Source organism: Mesorhizobium sp. RIZ17 (assembly GCF_051127865.1).
GTDB lineage: Bacteria > Pseudomonadota > Alphaproteobacteria > Rhizobiales > Rhizobiaceae > Mesorhizobium > Mesorhizobium humile.
Window position 1 is genome coordinate 3,914,439 of record NZ_CP147861.1, and the last position, 15,739, is coordinate 3,930,177.

At 65.3% G+C, this 15,739-nt stretch carries 15 protein-coding genes; 6 read left to right on the forward strand and 9 right to left on the reverse strand.

From position 1 onward, the window contains the following. Positions 1 to 15: 15 nt before the first annotated feature. From hpaD to WDX12_RS18710, 3 genes are read right to left on the reverse strand one after another with little or no spacing between them, the layout of a single operon-like run. Positions 16 to 996 (reverse strand): 3,4-dihydroxyphenylacetate 2,3-dioxygenase, encoded by a 981-nt coding sequence (gene hpaD / locus WDX12_RS18700; RefSeq protein ID WP_434721545.1) that lies wholly within the window; start codon positions 994 to 996, stop codon positions 16 to 18. 12 nt (positions 997 to 1,008) lie between these two features. Then, entirely contained in the window at positions 1,009 to 2,526 is a 1,518-nt protein-coding gene (gene hpaE / locus WDX12_RS18705; RefSeq protein WP_320294564.1) for a 5-carboxymethyl-2-hydroxymuconate semialdehyde dehydrogenase, read from the reverse strand. Between the two features lie 20 nt (positions 2,527 to 2,546). Next, the gene (locus tag WDX12_RS18710) at positions 2,547 to 2,933 is read right to left on the reverse strand and encodes a 5-carboxymethyl-2-hydroxymuconate Delta-isomerase (protein WP_278163235.1); all 387 of its coding nucleotides are present in this window, start codon (positions 2,931 to 2,933) and stop codon (positions 2,547 to 2,549) included. A gap of 221 nt (positions 2,934 to 3,154) precedes the next feature. Here WDX12_RS18710 and hpaR point away from each other — a divergent pair, with 221 nt between their 5' ends. Beyond that, positions 3,155 to 3,559: a homoprotocatechuate degradation operon regulator HpaR gene (gene hpaR, locus WDX12_RS18715; RefSeq protein WP_320294566.1), complete on the forward strand. Its 405-nt coding sequence runs from the start codon at positions 3,155 to 3,157 to the stop codon at positions 3,557 to 3,559. Between the two features lie 183 nt (positions 3,560 to 3,742). On the opposite strand, the gene WDX12_RS18720 is transcribed toward hpaR, so the two are convergent. Then, positions 3,743 to 4,252: a flavin reductase gene (locus WDX12_RS18720; RefSeq protein WP_434721546.1), complete on the reverse strand. Its 510-nt coding sequence runs from the start codon at positions 4,250 to 4,252 to the stop codon at positions 3,743 to 3,745. Positions 4,253 to 4,277: 25 nt separating this feature from the next. Beyond that, positions 4,278 to 5,822 (reverse strand): 4-hydroxyphenylacetate 3-hydroxylase family protein, encoded by a 1,545-nt coding sequence (locus WDX12_RS18725; RefSeq protein WP_434725670.1) that lies wholly within the window; start codon positions 5,820 to 5,822, stop codon positions 4,278 to 4,280. Between the two features lie 95 nt (positions 5,823 to 5,917). Here WDX12_RS18725 and WDX12_RS18730 point away from each other — a divergent pair, with 95 nt between their 5' ends. Continuing rightward, a complete protein-coding gene (locus WDX12_RS18730) occupies positions 5,918 to 6,790 on the forward strand; it encodes a helix-turn-helix domain-containing protein (protein WP_434721547.1) in 873 nt (290 codons plus the stop codon). A 49-nt stretch (positions 6,791 to 6,839) separates the two neighbouring features. Here the strand turns inward: WDX12_RS18730 and WDX12_RS18735 are convergent, their stop codons facing one another. The 4 genes from WDX12_RS18735 to WDX12_RS18750 are packed head-to-tail and all read right to left on the reverse strand — an operon-like array spanning position 6,840 to position 10,936. Next, complete coding sequence (locus WDX12_RS18735) at positions 6,840 to 8,198, reverse strand: aminotransferase class III-fold pyridoxal phosphate-dependent enzyme (protein ID WP_434721548.1); 1,359 nt, start codon at positions 8,196 to 8,198, stop codon at positions 6,840 to 6,842. A gap of 23 nt (positions 8,199 to 8,221) precedes the next feature. Continuing rightward, positions 8,222 to 8,887 (reverse strand): HAD family hydrolase, encoded by a 666-nt coding sequence (locus WDX12_RS18740; RefSeq protein ID WP_320294570.1) that lies wholly within the window; start codon positions 8,885 to 8,887, stop codon positions 8,222 to 8,224. Next, positions 8,884 to 10,143 carry a Tm-1-like ATP-binding domain-containing protein gene (locus tag WDX12_RS18745; RefSeq protein WP_434721549.1) on the reverse strand — a complete coding sequence of 420 codons (1,260 nt, stop codon included), beginning with the start codon at positions 10,141 to 10,143 and terminating at the stop codon, positions 8,884 to 8,886. Before WDX12_RS18745 ends, WDX12_RS18740 begins: the two co-directional genes overlap by 4 nt. Positions 10,144 to 10,171: 28 nt before the next feature. Continuing rightward, complete coding sequence (locus tag WDX12_RS18750) at positions 10,172 to 10,936, reverse strand: IclR family transcriptional regulator (RefSeq protein WP_434721550.1); 765 nt, start codon at positions 10,934 to 10,936, stop codon at positions 10,172 to 10,174. A 178-nt stretch (positions 10,937 to 11,114) separates the two neighbouring features. On the opposite strand from WDX12_RS18750, the gene WDX12_RS18755 reads away from it, so the two are divergent. The 4 genes from WDX12_RS18755 to WDX12_RS18770 all read left to right on the forward strand — a co-directional run bounded on the left by WDX12_RS18755 (position 11,115) and on the right by WDX12_RS18770 (position 15,718). Continuing rightward, complete coding sequence (locus WDX12_RS18755; RefSeq protein ID WP_434721551.1) at positions 11,115 to 12,560, forward strand: APC family permease; 1,446 nt, start codon at positions 11,115 to 11,117, stop codon at positions 12,558 to 12,560. A gap of 130 nt (positions 12,561 to 12,690) precedes the next feature. Further along, positions 12,691 to 14,181 carry an aldehyde dehydrogenase gene (locus tag WDX12_RS18760; protein ID WP_434721552.1) on the forward strand — a complete coding sequence of 497 codons (1,491 nt, stop codon included), beginning with the start codon at positions 12,691 to 12,693 and terminating at the stop codon, positions 14,179 to 14,181. A 4-nt stretch (positions 14,182 to 14,185) separates the two neighbouring features. Further along, entirely contained in the window at positions 14,186 to 15,088 is a 903-nt protein-coding gene (locus WDX12_RS18765; RefSeq protein ID WP_434721553.1) for a hypothetical protein, read from the forward strand. Positions 15,089 to 15,148: 60 nt separating this feature from the next. Beyond that, positions 15,149 to 15,718 carry a YceI family protein gene (locus WDX12_RS18770; RefSeq protein WP_434721554.1) on the forward strand — a complete coding sequence of 190 codons (570 nt, stop codon included), beginning with the start codon at positions 15,149 to 15,151 and terminating at the stop codon, positions 15,716 to 15,718. The last annotated feature ends 21 nt before the right edge of the window (positions 15,719 to 15,739 follow it).

Sequence of the window (15,739 nt, forward strand, 5' to 3'; positions counted from 1 at the left end):
TCTCCCAATAGCCCATCAAGGCGCCACGATCGGCGAGGCCGCGAGATCGGACTTGCGCGGTTCCACGCCCGCAAACACGCTGCCTTCCTCGAACCAGCTTCGCGGCGCCGGCGCGCCCCACAATGTCTGGCGCTGCGGGTCCTTGAGATCCCACTTGATCGGCTCGAGATCCGGATCGACCGTCTGGTAGTCCGAGCAGTAGATCTCGATGCGATGGTTGTCGGGGTCGCGGATGTAGAGGAAGAAGGCGTTGGAGATGCCATGCCGCCCCGGGCCGCGCTCGATGTTGCCGACATAGCCGGTGGTCGCCATCAGGTCGAGCAGGTCGATGATGTTGAGCGGGGTCGGCACCCAGAAGGCGACATGGTGCAGTCGCGGGCCGAGGCCGTTGGTGAAGGCGATGTCGTGCACGCCGCCCTTGCGGTGCGTCCAGGCCGCCCACAGCTTACCGGTCTCGGCGTCCTGCGTGTATTCGGTCACGCGGAAGCCGAGCTCGTTGTAGAAGGACACCGATTCATCGACATTCGGCGAGAAGCAGTTGAAGTGGTCGATGCGCAGCGGCTTCACGCCCTTATAGAGCGCGTATTTCTGGTGGATCGGCGGCAGCCGCTCCATCTTCGAATAGAATTCGAGCGGGATGCCATGCGGGTCGCGGGTGCGGAAGGTGCGTGACTGGTAGGGCCGCTCGACCCATTCCACCGGCAGGCCTTTTCCCTTGAAGAAGTGCTCGGCCTTGTCGAGGTCCTCGTCGGAGAACACCTTGAAGCCGAGTTCGCGCGCTTCCGGCGTCGCCGCCTTGCGCAGCACGATGCAGTGGTGGCCGCGCTCTTCCATGGCGCGCAGATAGATCGCGCCGCTGGTCTCGTCGGTCACCTGCAGGCCGAGCGTGTCGACATAGAAGGCACGTGACTTGGCAAGGTCGGTGACGGCGAGCTCGACATGGGAGAGCCGCACGATGTTGAAGGCGGGGTAGAGGTTGGGTTGGGGCAGGGCCATGGTTGTCTCCGGTCAGCCGCCGAGCTTCTGGATCGAATGCGGCGCCGTGGCGAATGCGATGTTCTTGGTTTCCATGTAGAAGTCGAACGACCAGTCGCCGCCGTCGCGGCCGATGCCCGAGCTCTTGACGCCGCCGAACGGCGTCGGCAGGTGCCGGACATTTTCCGAATTCACCCAGATCATGCCTGCATCGAGCGCGTCGGTGAAGCGCAGCGCGCGGGTGACGTCGGAGGTCCATAGATAGCCGGTCAGGCCGTATTGCGTGTCGTTGGCGAGAGCCAGCGCCTCGGCCTCGTCCTTGAACGGGATCGCCGTCAGCACCGGCCCGAAGATTTCCTCCTGGGCGATGCGCATCTTGTTGGTGGCGCCGACGAACAGCGTCGGGCTGACATAGCAGCCGCCGCCCGGACCGGCGAACTTGCCGCCGCCGGCGGCGACGACCGCGCCTTCCGATTTGCCGATCTCGATATAGGAGAGCACCTTTTCCTCATGCACCGGATGGATCAGCGGCCCGACCACTGTGTCGGGATCGAGCGGATGGCCTATCCTGATGCGCCTCGCCTTCTCAGCCACCAGGTCGGTGAACTTGTCGTGGACGGAAGCCTCGACCAGCAGGCGCGAGGACGACGTGCAGCGCTCGCCATTCAGCGAATAGATCATGAAGACGGCGGCATCCGCCGCCCGCTCCAGGTCGGCGTCGGCGAAGACGATGACCGGGTTCTTGCCGCCGAGCTCGAAATGCACGCGCTTCAGCGTCTCCGCCCCTTGCTTCATGATCATCGAGCCGGTGCGGCTTTCGCCGACGAAGCCGATCGCCTTGATGTCGGGGTGTTCGGTCAGCGCCCGGCCGGCATCCTCGCCGAAACCGTTGACGAGATTCCACACGCCCTTGGGCAGGCCCGCCTCCTCGGCGATCTCGACCAGCAGCCGGGCGGTGAGCGGCGACAGCTCGGCCGGCTTGTGCACCACCGTGCAGCCGGCCGCCAAAGCCGGCGCGATCTTCCAGGTCGACAGCATGAAGGGCGTATTCCACGGCGTGATCACGCCGACCGGGCCGATCGGCGCGCGCGTCGTCATGTTGACCTGGTTCGGCGCGCGGATCGTCCGGCCGTCACGCGCTTCCGGCGCGCGGTCGGCGTAGAAGCGGAAGTTCTCGGCGCCGCGCAGCGCCGCCTTGGCCATGAATTTCAGCGACTGGCCAGTGTCCATGCATTCGACGAAGGCGATCTCTTCCGCCCGCGCCACGATAGCGTCGGCTATTCTGTGCAGCAGCTTCTTGCGCGCGTCGCCGGAAATCGCCGCCCAGTCCTTGAAGGCGGCCTTGGCCGCTTTTGCCGCGCTGTCGATGTCGGCCGCCTTGCCACGCGCAACCTTGGCGATCGGCTTGAGGTCGACGGGCGAAAGCGTCTCGAAGGTCGAGCCGTCCGCGGCAGGCACCGCTTCGCCGCCGATCTGGTTCAGCACGCCGTTTTTCCGGAATCGTTCCAGATAGGCCTCGGCCTTCCGCAGATTGTCGTCCAGTGCCGCCATGATTTCTTTCCCGTTCTAGATCACTTGCCGCGCAGGCGCGGATGGATGGCGTTCTTCTTCCAGCTCAGCTCGGCGTCGATCTCGCGGATCTCCAGCGACAGCGCGAAATGCGGCGTGGCGAACAGCGATGCCAGATGATCGGTCACGGCTGCGAAGATCGCCTCGCCGGCGCTCTTCTTTTCCGCCGCGCTGCGGCCCTTGCCGATGCGGAAATTCATGTCGATGAAGCCGTTTTCCGGAAGCCGGTCTGCGATGGCATAGGCTTCGGCGCGGAAGGCGCGCACCCTGACCGCGCCCGGTTCGAACAGTCCTGTTTCGAGGATGGTGCGCGAGACCAGCGCGCAAAGCTCGCCCATGTCGACCTTCGCGTCGAGATTCGCCGAATATTCGATCGCCATATGGGGCAAGGTTTCCTCCACCTTGTAGTTAACATGTGAATTACATCTTGACGCCGGAATGTCAAGCGTCGTTCTCTCTGTGGATGCAGCTTCCGGGGTGGGATTGCCGCTCCCGGCAAAATCGCGGATATAGCTGCGATCCGGGCCTTAATCCTTGTTGCGAGTCGTACTGGACTGGAATTTTCGGAGACCTGATTTTGCTACCGCCCAGCACCCGCCGCTCCTTGCCCATGGCTCTGCTTCGCGCCCGCGAAGTGATCATGGCGCATTTCCGGCCGATGCTCGCCCGCCACGACATCACCGAGCAGCAGTGGCGCGTGCTGCGCGTTCTCGCCGAAGCCGGCCCGCTGGAAGCGACAGAGCTCGCCAACCGCGCCTCGATCCTGCCGCCGAGCCTGACCCGCATCATCAAGGCGTTGGAAGAGCGCGAGTTCATCTCCCGCAACAAGGTCAAGGATGACGGCCGCCGTGCCCTGCTCGCGATCAGCCCCACCGGCGTGGCGCTGATCGAGGAGCTGGCCCCTGAGCGGGTCGCCATCTACGACGCCATTGAAAAGCGCTACGGCGCCGAAGAGCATGAGCGCCTGCTCGACATGCTGGAGAGCCTGATCCAGTCGGAGACGGTGGAGGGGTGACGCCTTTTCCTTCTCCCCTTGTGGGAGAAGGTGGCCGAGCGAAGCTCGGACGGATGAGGGGTGCTCCAGCGGAGTGAGACGCACGAAATCCACCGCAGCCTCATTCCTTCCAACACCCCTCATCCGTCTCGGCGCTACGCGCCGATCCACCTTCTCCCACAAGGGGAGAAGGCGAAGTCGCGCTCACCCTCCAAAACTCCCCAGCGCGCTCGGCTGCATGTAGTTGCGCCCGACATAGAGCAGCGCCGCCTCGTCGCTGCCGTGGCGGATGTCGACGACGCGGCCGAACATCACGTTGTGCGTGCCGACCTTGTTGACCGCGCCGATCTCGCAGTCGAAGCTGACGATGGCGTCGAGCAGCGCCGGCATGCCGGAGGGCATGGTCTGCCAGCGCGCGGCTTGATAGCGCTCGGTCATGTCGCGGATCGCGCCGGCGAATTTCGCCGCCAGGTGCATGTGCGACTGGGTCAGCACGTTGATGCAGAAGCGCTGGTTGGCGAGGAACAACTCGGTCTGCGTCGAGCGCTCGTTCATGCACACAAGCAGCGTCGGTGGGTCGTCGGAGACGCTGCACATGGCGGTTGCGGTGAAGCCGCCGCGCCCGGCCGGGCCGTCGGTGGTGACGATGTTGACCGGCGCGCAGACCCGCGCCATGGCCTCGCGGAATTCCAGCCTTGCGACTTGTGTTTCCATGGGCGTCTCCATGGCCGGCCTCCCGTCAGTTGGCCTGGGCCGACAGCGGCGGCAGCCAGGTGTCGCCGGTCCAGCCCTTTTCGTCATAATCGGCCATGCATTGGTCGACGAGTTCCTCCATCTGCTTCAGCCGGCCGCCGCGCTCGGCGCCCTTCAGAACCTGCAGCCGCACTTCTTCCGGCGCGCCGGCATAGTTGAGCTCGTAGAGCGCGTGGCGGCCGCCGAATTCGGTGCCGGTCGCGTCCCACAGCAGCTTCATGATCTTGATGCGCTCGACATGGCCCATGTCGTTGGAGCCGCGCACATATTGCGCGAGGTAGCGGTCGATCTCAGGATTGTCGAAGTCGCGCGCCGAGGAGGGCAGGTAGATCAGCCCCGAGGCGACCACCCGGCGCACCGTGTCGATGACGCGCGGATACGCTTCCGACATGAAGGTGCGGTAGGCGAGCGCGGCCTCGAGATTGGGCAGCACCGCGCCGTTCGCCCATGGTATGGGGTTGTGCGCCATGGCATTGGAAAAGCTCCAGAACATGTGGCGCAGCGCAATCACCTCGCCGAGCGCCGCCTGATTGCCGCGGAAGGCGTCGCCGCCTGTGGCCCGCAGCGCCTTGGCCAGCAGCCCGGCGAGGAAGTCGAGTTTCACCGCAAAGCGCGTGCAGCCCTGGAAGCAATAGCCATGCATGAAGCCCGACGCGGGATGGAAGGACAGGATTTTTTGCGCGTCGCGCAGCACCAGCACGTCCTCCCAGGGGATAAACACGTTGTCGAGCACCAGGATCGCGTCGTTCTCGTCGAAGCGCGACGACAGCGGATAGTCGAAGGGATGGCCCACGGTGTTGGCCGTCTGCTCGTAGGAGACGCGGCAAAACATCTTTATGCCCGGCGCGTTCATCGGCACGATGAACATCACCGACAGCGACGGATCCTCCGTCACCGTCGCCGAGCTCTGCGCCAGGAAATTGTAGTGGGTGAGCGCCGACGACGTCGCCACGACCTTGGCGCCGGACACCCAGATGCCGGCGTCGTTTTCCTTGGTGATGTGCACGAACACGTCCTTCACCTGCTCGGCCGGCTTGTGGCGGTCGATCGGCGGATTGACGATGGCGTGGTTCATGAACAGGACCGCTTCCTGCGCGCGTTTATGCCAGGCGCGCGCATTGTCCTTGAACGGCCCATACCACTCGGCGTTGGCGCCGAGCGTGTTCATCAGCGCGGCCTTGTAGTCGGCGGTGCGGCCCATCCAGCCATAGGTCATGCGCGCCCAATGCGCGATCGCGCCCTGCTGCGCGGCAAGCTCGGCGGAGGAGTGCGCGACGCGGAAATACTTGTGCGTAAAGCCGCCCGAGCCGGTATCGGTCGGCGAGGTCAGCACCGCCTGCTGGTTGGGATCATGCAGCGCGTCGTAGAGACGCGCCAGCGAGCGCACCGAATTGCGCATCGCCGGATGGCTGGTGACGTCGGCCACCCGTTCGCCGTTGATATAGACCTCGCGCCCGTCGCGCAGGCTCGCCAGATATTCGGCGCCCGTGAACGGCCGCGAATTGTCCGCCCGGAAATCTTCCGATCGCATCATGATCCTCCCTTGGATTGGTAGAGAGTAGCCGGATACGTCACAATGGTTTATGGACGAAAGCGCAAAACCGCTTGGACTTTTTCCGGCTGCCTATGAGCCAGACCGCCATTCTGGAATTCTTCGTCTACGGCGAGCCGGCTCGGGCGCTCGAGATCGGATTCCTGCATGTCGAGACCGTGCAGGCCCGCGCTTCGGTGCATCGCGGCCACGTTCTGGCGCACAAACATCCGCAAATGGCCCAGATCACCTATTGGACGAGCGGGCAGGGCCTCTATCGGATCGAGGACAAGACCTGGAGTTTTTCGGCGCCGACGGTGAGCTTCATGCCGAGCGGCGTGGTGCATGGCTTCGACATCGAGCCGGGCACCGACGCCATCGTCGTCTCGGTTGCGGATGCGGCGCTCGCGGCAATCGCGGAACATTCGGCGCTGCCGCTCGATCAACCGGTTTTCATCACCGCGCGGGGTGATGGAGCGCTTTGGCAAAGGCTGGGCGACACCGTCAGGATGATCCAGGCCGAATATGCCGAGGCCCAAGCCGGCGCGGAAAAGATCCTGCCGCCGCTGATCGCGGTGGCATTGTCGCACATCGCCCGTCTCGACGCCCAGTCGCATGCGGTAACCGTGCCGGCGGCGGTGGCGCTGGGTGGCCGGCTCAGGCGGCTGATCGACCGCCACTTCCGCGACGACTGGCCGGTGGATCGCTATGTCGAGGAGCTCGGCACCACCAGGCACCTGCTCGACAAGGCGGCGCATCAGGTGCTGGGCTCGGGCGTGCGCCAGGCGATCGGCGACAGGCGCCTGGTCGAGGCCAAGCGCCTGCTGCTCTTCACCATACGCACGGTCGAGGACATCGCCTACGAGACCGGCTTCAACGATCCGGCATACTTCTCGCGCTTCTTTCGGCAAGCGGTTGGAATGGCGCCGGCGGCATGGCGCAGAGAGCGAATAGTGAGTAGCGAATAGCGAGTAGGGGAAAGCCGCTCCCTATTCGCTACTCGCTATTCCCTATTCGCTAGGCTGCGGCAGCAGCGGTCAACCCCGCATCCAACCCCTCGGCAATCTTCGCCACATCGGCCGCGGTGATGATCAGCGGCGGCGACAGGATGATGTTGTTGCCCGAGACGCGCAGCATGACGCCCGCCTCGTAAGCGCCGTCCGCGACGGCGGCCATCGTCTTCTTGTCGACCGGCTTCTTCGCGGCGCGGTCCGAGACCAGCTCGAGCGCCGCCATCAGACCCTGGTAGCGGACATCGCCGACCAGCTGGTGCTTGGCCTTCAGCGCCTCCAGCGCCTTGCCGAGCTCGACGCCGCGCGCTGCGGCATTCTCGTTGACGGCCAGCCGTTTCGTTTCGGCGAGCGCCGCCAGACCGGCCGCGCAGCCGACCGGATGGCCGGAATAGGTATAGCCATGGCCGATCGCGCCGAAGCTGGTCTTGTCGGTCTCGAAGATTTCGGCGACCTTGGCGCCGATCATCGTCGCGCCGAGCGGGAAGTATCCCGATGTGATCGCCTTGGCGATGGTCATGAAATCCGGCTTCGTACTGGAGAGCCTTGAGCCTGACCAGGCGCCGGTGCGGCCGAAGCCCGTCACCACCTCGTCGGCGATCAACAGGATGTCGTGGCGGTCGCAGATCGCCCGCACCATCGGCATGAAGCTCTCATGCGGGACGATCACGCCGCCGGCGCCGAGCACCGGCTCCATGATGAAGGCGGCGATCGTGTCGGCGCCCTGGAAGGCGATCTCTTCCTCGATCGCGCGCGCGCAGAGTTTCGCCAGCTTTGCCGGATCGGTCTCGTCGAACGGGTTGCGGTAGGTCATGGGCGCCGGCGTGTGGAAGACGCCGGGCAAAAGCGGCTCGTAGTTGCGGCGAAAATTGGAGTTGCCGTTGACCGAGGCGCCGCCGAAATGGGTGCCGTGATAGCCCTTCTTCAGCGCCAGGAATTTCGTCCGGTCGCCTTGGCCGCGGATCTTCCAATACTGCCTGGCGAGCCGGAGCGCCGTCTCGACCGAATCCGAGCCGCCCGAGGTGAAGAAGGCGCGCACCATGCCTTCCGGCGCAAACCATTCGGTGAGCTCGTAGGCGAGCTCGATCGACGGTCCGGTCGAGGTGCCGCGAAAGCCTGAATAATAGGGCAGAGCGTCGAGCTGCGCGGTCATCGCCTGCTTGATCGGATCGCAGCTGTAGCCGAGATTGACGTTCCACAGGCCGCCAACGGCATCGAGCACGGTGCGGCCCTCGGCATCGGTCACCGAAACGCCTTCGCCCTTCATGATGATCTTCGGCGGGCTCGCCCGCATTTCGGCCGGATGCGCCATCGGATGCCAGATCGGCTTGGCGTTGTTTTCGGTGAGGAAGTTGATGTCACGCATCGGGAGGAACTCCGGTTTTCCAATCAGGAGAGCGTCAGGCCGAAATGGCTGAGCGCCTCGGCATAGCTTTGCGCCGGTCGGGCGACGTCGAAATGAACGGTTGGCATGCCGGTGGCAATCGCACCGTCGACATTGCGCTTCTGGTCGTCGACGAAGACGCAGGCCGAAAGCGGCAGGCGCAGCGCCTCGCCGACCATCGCATAGGCGCGGGCGTCGGGCTTGAGGATCTTTGTATAGGTCGCATCCACGATCGCCTCGAAAAGCGAAAGCAGCGGCAGGCGCTGGCGAAAATCAGCGCCATAGAACAGGTCGAGCTCGTTCGACAGGATGGCGAGGCGGACACCGGCGGCATACGCGGTGCGGATGGCTTGGTCGGCCTCCGGTCGCACCACTTTTTCCGGCTCCGCTCCACGCGCCCGCTGCACGAAGGTCTGCATCGAGGTCCAGTTTTCGCCGACCAGAGCGCCGACCTCGCGCGTTCGTTCCGTCCAATAGTCGCGCTCGCTGATTTCGTCGCGTTGCATCGATCGCCAAAGCGGATCGCTGCCAGGATCGAACGGACCCTTCCAGCGCAGCTTGCCGGCAGGCAAGCCGAGCGCCTGCTCGGTCAGCGCATGCGTCTCGAACAAAGTGCGGGTGACCACGCCGCCAAAATCGAGCACCAGCGCCTGCGGCTTCAACGGGCTCATGCCACGCGCCTGCCGGTCACGCCGGGCGGAACGACGCCCTCGGCCACCCAGCGATCGAAGATCTCCAGTGCCTTGGCGCTGAAGGCGGCATCGTTGATGTGCCCAGCGATCTCATGCAGCTCGGCATTGTCCGGCACGCGCGCCCTCATCTCCTCGACAAAGGCCGACAGCGCCTCCGGCTCATAGAGCGGCTCGCCTTCCTGGTCCCATTGCTGGATGCCGCCGGCCGGCAGGATGAAGGCGGTCGGCCCGGTTGCCGCGGCGAGCTTGTCGCCGATGGTGCGCGCGATCTCCCGGCGCGTCGCGCCGTCGGAGGTGACCGACGCCAGCAGCCGGTTATGCGCGTGGTATGGCCGCTCGGTGAAGCGCGATGGCACTGCCTGCCAGGTCGGGAAATCCACCATGTCGATGGCGCCGGGCGCGACGATCTGCGGGATGCCTTGCCGCCCGGCATTCTCCAGCCGGTCCGTGCCCGAATTCACCACCGAGCCGGTGAGCTGGTTGGCGAGCTCCTGCAGGCTGAAATCGAGCACCGCGACGAAACCCTTCTGCGCCGCGATCGCCTCCAGCGCCCGTCCGCCCATGCCGGTGGTGTGGAAGACGATGACCTCGTAGCCGCGCTTTTCCAGCTCCGGCTTCAGCGTCACCATATATTGCAGGCAGCTTTTGCCCAGCGAGCTCATGCCGACCTTCGGCCGCGACATATCGGGTTTGACGACGGCCCGCGCGGCGCCGACCACGGCGCCGCTGGCCTGCGACAGCACCGCCTTGCAGGCGCTGTTGAGCCCGTAGAGGCCACCGGCCCACAGGATCATCATCAGGTCGGTGGCGATGCGCTCGGGCGGCACGAGATGCGAATAGGCGATCGTCGAGACGACGAATTTAGGCACGCCAAGCGGCAGCGCCAGCGCCACATCGAGCGCAAGGTCGGTGCCCATCGAGCCGCCCAGCGCAATGAAGCCGTCGATTTCGCCCCGGTCGTAGAGCGAGCGCGCCAGCCGCGCAGCACCCAGCGCCATCAGCGTCATCGCGGTATTCTCGTCGCCGCTGGCGATGATTGCCTCGATGGTCGTGTCCGCCGCGCGCGCCACCGCTTGCTTGTCGTGCTCCGGCCTGTAGGGCGGGTCGCCAAGCACACTCACGTCCATCATCACGGCGACGCCGCCGACGGCCTCGATGCGCTCGCGCATGAACAGAAGCTCGTCGGCCTTGGTGTCGCCGGTGCCGATAACCAGGATTCGGCGTTTCTCCTCCACGTCAATCTCCCTGCAGTCCTGTTGGTTGTTAAGCCCGCTTCTGGCCGGGCAGCCTGCCGAACAGCCGCTCGCCAATCTCGCGACCCGCGGCGGTCACAATGACGCCAAGCCGTTCGATATCGGCCTTTTGGGTGCGCACTCTGGGCGCCGCCACCGCGATGGCGCCGATGGAGTAGCCGTCGGCGCCGAGGATGGGTGCCGCGACACTCATCACGCCTTCCTCGAAACCCTGCGCGCCGATCGAATGGCCGCGCGCGCGGGCCGCGGCGACATGGTCGGCGAGCGTCGCCGCATCGCCTATGGTGAAGGGCGTGAAGGCCGGCAGTGGTCCGGCCAGGATACCTTGCCGAAGGCGCTCCTCGGCGAAAGCCAGGAACGCGATGCCGGACGCCGTGGCATGCATCGGCAGCACGTCGCCGAGTTGCACGCTGACACGATTGGCCTTGGCGGATTCGATGACCTGGACGGTGATCAGGCCGCGCTTCGAATATTCGGAGAGATGCACGGTCTCGCCGGTCTCGGCGGCCAGCGCCTCGACCACCGGCACGGCCATGCGCAGGAACGGAAACTGTGCCTCGCGCATCAGCGCCAGCCGCGTCAGGCCGGCGCCGAGCCGGTAGAGCCGCGTCGTCTCATCCTGTTCGACCAGACCTTGCGCGATGAGCGAAACCAGCAGCCGGCGCGCCGTCGCCTTGTCGAAGCCGGCGGCCCTGGCAAGGTCGGCTAGCGCCGCCTCGGCCGCGCCGCCGCCCAGCACCTCCAGCAGCGAAATGGCTTTGGCCACCGTGCTCATCGCGTGTCCGATCCTCCGTCAGATACTTAACGTGCGAATTAACTTGACAGCAAGTCGATTCCTTTGCAAGTCTAATATCGAAATGCCGTTGCAAATAATGAAATGCACATTGGCCCTCTCAGAAGGCCCCCGGCATCTCAGGGACACTTGGTTTCCGCAACGCGGAATGGAGGGAAAAATGACCACAGTTGAAGCCGGGGTAGTGAACCGGTTGAGGAAGAACAGCCTTGGCGTCGGCGCCATCACCTTCATGGTGATTTCGGCTGCCGCCCCGCTCACGGCCGTTGCGGGCGGCACGCCGCTCGGCATGCTGATGGGCAACGGCGCCGGCTTTGCCGGCACCTATCTGATCGTGACACTGTTACTGCTCCTGTTCGCGGTTGGCTATGTCGCCATGTCGCGCCACATCGGCAATGCCGGCGCCTTCTACGCCTATGCCGCGCGTGGGCTGGGCGGTCTTGCCGGCGGCGCCGTCGCGCTGATCGCGATCCTCTCCTACAACGCCATGCAGATCGGCGTCATGGGCCTGCTGGGCGCGGCCACCGCCGGGCTTTTCGCCGGTTGGGGCATCAATCTGCCCTGGTGGGTGTGGAGCTTCATCGCCATCGCCATCGTCGCAGTGCTCGGCTACCGCCAGGTCGACCTGTCGGCCAAGATCCTGACGGTGCTGGTGCTTGCCGAGTATGTGGTCGTGCTGATCCTCGACCTCACCATCCTCAAGACCGGCGGCGACAGCGGCCTGTCCGCCGCGCCCTTCAGCTGGAGCCAGATCACCAGCGGCGCGCCGGCCATCGCCATCCTGTTCTGCTTCGCCGCCTTCATCGGCTTCGAGGCGACCACGATCTATGCCGAGGAGGCGCGCGACCCGAAGGTGACCATTCCGCGCGCGACCTATTTCTCCGTCATCCTGATCGGCCTGTTCTACATGATCACCGCCTGGCTGATGGCGGTCGGCGCCGGCGTCGACAAGCTCCTGCCATCGCTGCAGGCCTTGCAGGACCCGACCACCTTCCTGTTCGGCCTCTCCGACCGCTACGCCGGAACGGCGCTCACCCACGCCATGAGCATCCTCTTTGTCTCCAGCCTGTTCGCCGGCGTGCTCGCCTTCCACAATGCGGTCGCCCGCTACATCTACGTCTCCGGCCGCGAGAAGCTCCTGCCGCAGTCGATCGGCGTGACGCATTCGGCGCATCAAAGCCCGCATGTCGCCTCGGTGATCCAGACCGTGCTCGCGGCCGTCGTCGTCGGGCTGTTCGCGGTGCTCGGCCTTGACCCGGTGCTGGCGCTGTTCTCGTGGCTCACCAACGTCGCCACGCTCGGCGTCATCGTCATGATGGCGGTGGCCTCGCTCGCCGTGGTGATGTACTTCCGCGCCAATCCGTCCAACCAGGAGAACGGGCTGAAGACCACGATCCTGCCGGCGCTGACCTTCATCGCCTTCGCCATCATCATCTACCTGATCGTCATCAATTTCGGCAGCCTGTCGGGAGCCGGCGGCTTCCTCGGCGTGTTCCTGCCGGCGCTGGTGCTGATCGCGGCCGTGGTCGGCCTGCTGCTGGCGGGCGCTTTGAGGGGCCGGGATCCCGTCGCCTTCGAAAGGCTCGGCCAACCGCTGGCGGATTGATGGACAGATGGGGCGGCATCCGCGCCGCGCCATCTTAACGCAGCGGGAGCAGCGGCATGAGCTTGCCGATCTGCGGCTGGGAGTTCCGCGCGCCGGCGACACTTCATGTAGAATTTGGAGCAAATTGAGAATGATCAACCAGGACACCATCGACACGCTGCGCAAGGCGGAGGTCGGCGCGCGGCGTCTGTTCATCGATGGAACCCAGGTGGACGCGCAAAGCGGCGCCAGCCTGCAGGTGATCTCGCCGATCGACGGCCGTCCCTTCGCCAGCATCGCCGACGGTGCCGCCGCCGATATCGACCGCGCCGTCGCTTCGGCGCGCAAGGCGTTCGCGAAGGGCTCCTGGTCGCGTGCGGCTCCCGCCCTCCGCAAGAAGGTGCTGACGAAATTCGCCGAGCTGGTCGAAAAGCACGCGCTGGAGCTTGCGGTGCTCGGCGTGCGCGACAATGGCACCGAGATCGGCATGGCTTACAAGGCCGAGCCGCTGTCGGCCGCCGGCACCATCCGCTACTATGCCGAGGCGATCGACAAGGTCTATGGCGAGATCGCGCCGACGGCCGACAATGTCTTGGGCCTCATCCACAAGGAACCGCTCGGCGTCGTCGGCATCATCGTGCCGTGGAACTTCCCGCTGATGATCGGCGCCTGGAAGATCGCGCCGGCGCTCGCTGCCGGCAACGCGATCGTCGTCAAGCCGCCGGAGATCGCCTCGCTCACTTTGCTGCGCCTGGCGGAACTTGCCGCCGAGGCGGGACTGCCGGAGGGCGTCTTCAACGTCGTCACCGGCCGCGGCTCGGTCGCCGGCGAGGCGCTTGGCCTGCATATGGATGTCGACGCCATCGCCTTCACCGGCTCGGGGCCGGTAGGCCGCCGCCTGCTCGAATATTCGGCGCGCTCGAACCTCAAGCGCGTCTTCCTGGAGCTTGGCGGCAAGTCGCCGAACATCGTCTTTGCCGATGCGCCCGATTTGAAGCAGGCGGCGGTCGTCTCGGCCAACGGCATCTTCCGCAATTCCGGGCAGGTCTGCGTCGCCGGGTCGCGGCTGCTGGTCCAGGCCTCGGTCTACGACCGCTTCATGGACGAGCTTCTCAAGGCAACCACCAAGCTGAAGGTCGGCGATCCGCTCGATCTCGGCTCCGATGTCGGCGCGGTGTCGAGCGCTGAGCAACTGACCAAGAACCTCGGCTTCGTCGCCAAGGCCGCGGAGGAGGGGGCCCGTCTGGTCACCGGCGGTGAACGCATCCTGGCCGAGACCGGCGGCAGCTACATGGCGCCGACGATCTTCGAGAACGTGACCGAGAAAATGCAGCTCGCCCGTGAGGAAGTGTTCGGGCCGGTGCTCGGCGTCATGCGCTTCGAGACCGAGGAAGAGGCGGTGCGTCTCGCCAACGCGACCGTCTATGGCCTCGCCTCGGCCGTATGGACCTCGAACCTGTCGACCGCGCACCGCATGGTGCGTGCAATCAATGCCGGCGTCGTTCACGTCAACACCTATGGCGGCGCCGACATCACCGTGCCGCTCGGCGGCTTCAAGCAATCCGGCTTCGGCCGCGACAAGTCGCTGCACGCCATCGAGAAATACACCGACCTCAAGACGGCCTGGATTGCGCTGGGGTGATCGTTTGAGCGCGCTACTGGGCAATCCGATGGTCACCACAGCCGCGCTGCCGTTGCTGCTCGGCATTGCGCTCGCGCTGCTGGTTCGATTTGCCAGGCTTGGCGCATTGCCGATCGCCACGCTGTCGTGGGCCGCATTGGTGCTGTTTTTCTATCTCGACACGCTTGGCGCGCCGGTCCTGCCGCCGATTGCCGCGAGCCAGAAGCTCGTCTATCTCGCCGTTGCCGGCATCGCCATAGGCCTGTTGCCGGGGCGAATGCTGAGCGGCCGGGCGGCCGGTCTTCTCCCGGCTGCCGCGGTTGTCGCCGCATTCCTTTGGCTCGGCTGGCGTCGCGTCGAGGCCGGTCCGCTCGACCTTCAGATGATCGCCGCCTGCATCGTCGGCCTGCTGGTCGCGGTGGGTGCGACCGTGTTGGTGTCGTTGCGGGACGCGCCTTCGCCGTCGGCCGAGCAGCAATTTCTAGCGCCGGCAGCGGTGCTTGCAATGTCGATCGCCGGCGCCATCGTTTCGGTTCTCGGCGCGTCCATCGTCACCGGCCAGTTGCTCGGCTCGCTCGCCGCGCTGATCGGCGGCTGGTGCCTGGTCGAGTACCTTGCAGTGCTCGGCGGTCGGACTGCCGGCCCCGGCTGGAGCAAGGGTGTCGGATTTCTCACCTTCTATGCAACGGGCACCGTGCTGATCCAGGTGGCGCTGCTGGCGCCCAAGGTGAACCTCGCAGCACTGGCGCTTTCACCCCTGCCGCCGATGGTGGCGGCGCTTGCGCGGGGTCCGCTGCAAAGCCTGCTTCCCGGCGCCCGGCCCCTGCGGCCGCTGGTGGCCGGTCTCCTGATCGCCATTCCGGCGATGCTTGCTGTTCTCGCGGCGATCGTCTGGGCGCCGCACGGGGCCGCACTCGGCTTTTCCTGAGCCAATGAACGACAACCAACATCGGATAAATGGGAGAGTTATGTGACGACGAGAAACCTTATGGCTGCCCTTGTTTTCGTCGGGGCTTCGGCGCTGGCCTCGGCCGCGCAAGCCGAGAACTACGAGATCGACGGCCAGCACGCCTGGGTTACCTTCACTATCAAGCACGGCATCTACGGCGTCGCCCACGGCCAGTTCGATGCTGTCAAGGGCGCGATCGTGATCGACAAAGCTGATCCCTCCAAGAGCAGCGTCAAGGCCGAGATCGATGTCGGTTCGGTTCACACCGCCTTCGATCAGCGGGACAGCGATCTCAAAGGCCCCGACTTCTTCAACGCGGCGGAATTCCCGACGATCAGCTTCGAGAGCACCAAGGTCGAGAAGGTCGACGAAAAGACCGGCAAGGTGACCGGCAATCTCACCATCAGCGGCGTCAGTAAGGAGGTCACGCTCGACGTCAAGCTGCTCAACGAGGCGCAGGCGCCTTGGGACGCGACGCTGACCAAGGCGGCCTTCAGCGCCTCCGGCAAGGTCAGCACAGCCGATTTCCCGATGGCCAAGGCGGCTGACGGGTTTGGCCTTGGTCCGGACGTCGACATCGTCATCGATCTCGAGGCGATCAAGAAGTAAGCCACCGGCAGGAGGACGCCG

Excerpts from the sequence above, each read along its gene's own strand:
- hpaE (WP_320294564.1), bottom strand. The coding sequence starts at position 2,526 with ATGGCGGCACTGGACGACAATCTGCGGAAGGCCGAGGCCTATCTGGAA.
- WDX12_RS18720 (WP_434721546.1), bottom strand. The coding sequence starts at position 4,252 with ATGGAAACACAAGTCGCAAGGCTGGAATTCCGCGAGGCCATGGCGCGG.
- WDX12_RS18725 (WP_434725670.1), bottom strand. The coding sequence starts at position 5,822 with ATGCGATCGGAAGATTTCCGGGCGGACAATTCGCGGCCGTTCACGGGC.
- WDX12_RS18740 (WP_320294570.1), bottom strand. The coding sequence starts at position 8,887 with ATGAGCCCGTTGAAGCCGCAGGCGCTGGTGCTCGATTTTGGCGGCGTG.
- WDX12_RS18755 (WP_434721551.1), top strand. The coding sequence starts at position 11,115 with ATGACCACAGTTGAAGCCGGGGTAGTGAACCGGTTGAGGAAGAACAGC.
- hpaR (WP_320294566.1), top strand. The coding sequence starts at position 3,155 with ATGGCTCTGCTTCGCGCCCGCGAAGTGATCATGGCGCATTTCCGGCCG.
- WDX12_RS18770 (WP_434721554.1), top strand. The coding sequence starts at position 15,149 with ATGGCTGCCCTTGTTTTCGTCGGGGCTTCGGCGCTGGCCTCGGCCGCG.
- WDX12_RS18735 (WP_434721548.1), bottom strand. The coding sequence starts at position 8,198 with ATGCGTGACATCAACTTCCTCACCGAAAACAACGCCAAGCCGATCTGG.
- hpaD (WP_434721545.1), bottom strand. The coding sequence starts at position 996 with ATGGCCCTGCCCCAACCCAACCTCTACCCCGCCTTCAACATCGTGCGG.
- WDX12_RS18730 (WP_434721547.1), top strand. The coding sequence starts at position 5,918 with ATGAGCCAGACCGCCATTCTGGAATTCTTCGTCTACGGCGAGCCGGCT.
- WDX12_RS18760 (WP_434721552.1), top strand. The coding sequence starts at position 12,691 with ATGATCAACCAGGACACCATCGACACGCTGCGCAAGGCGGAGGTCGGC.
- WDX12_RS18750 (WP_434721550.1), bottom strand. The coding sequence starts at position 10,936 with ATGAGCACGGTGGCCAAAGCCATTTCGCTGCTGGAGGTGCTGGGCGGC.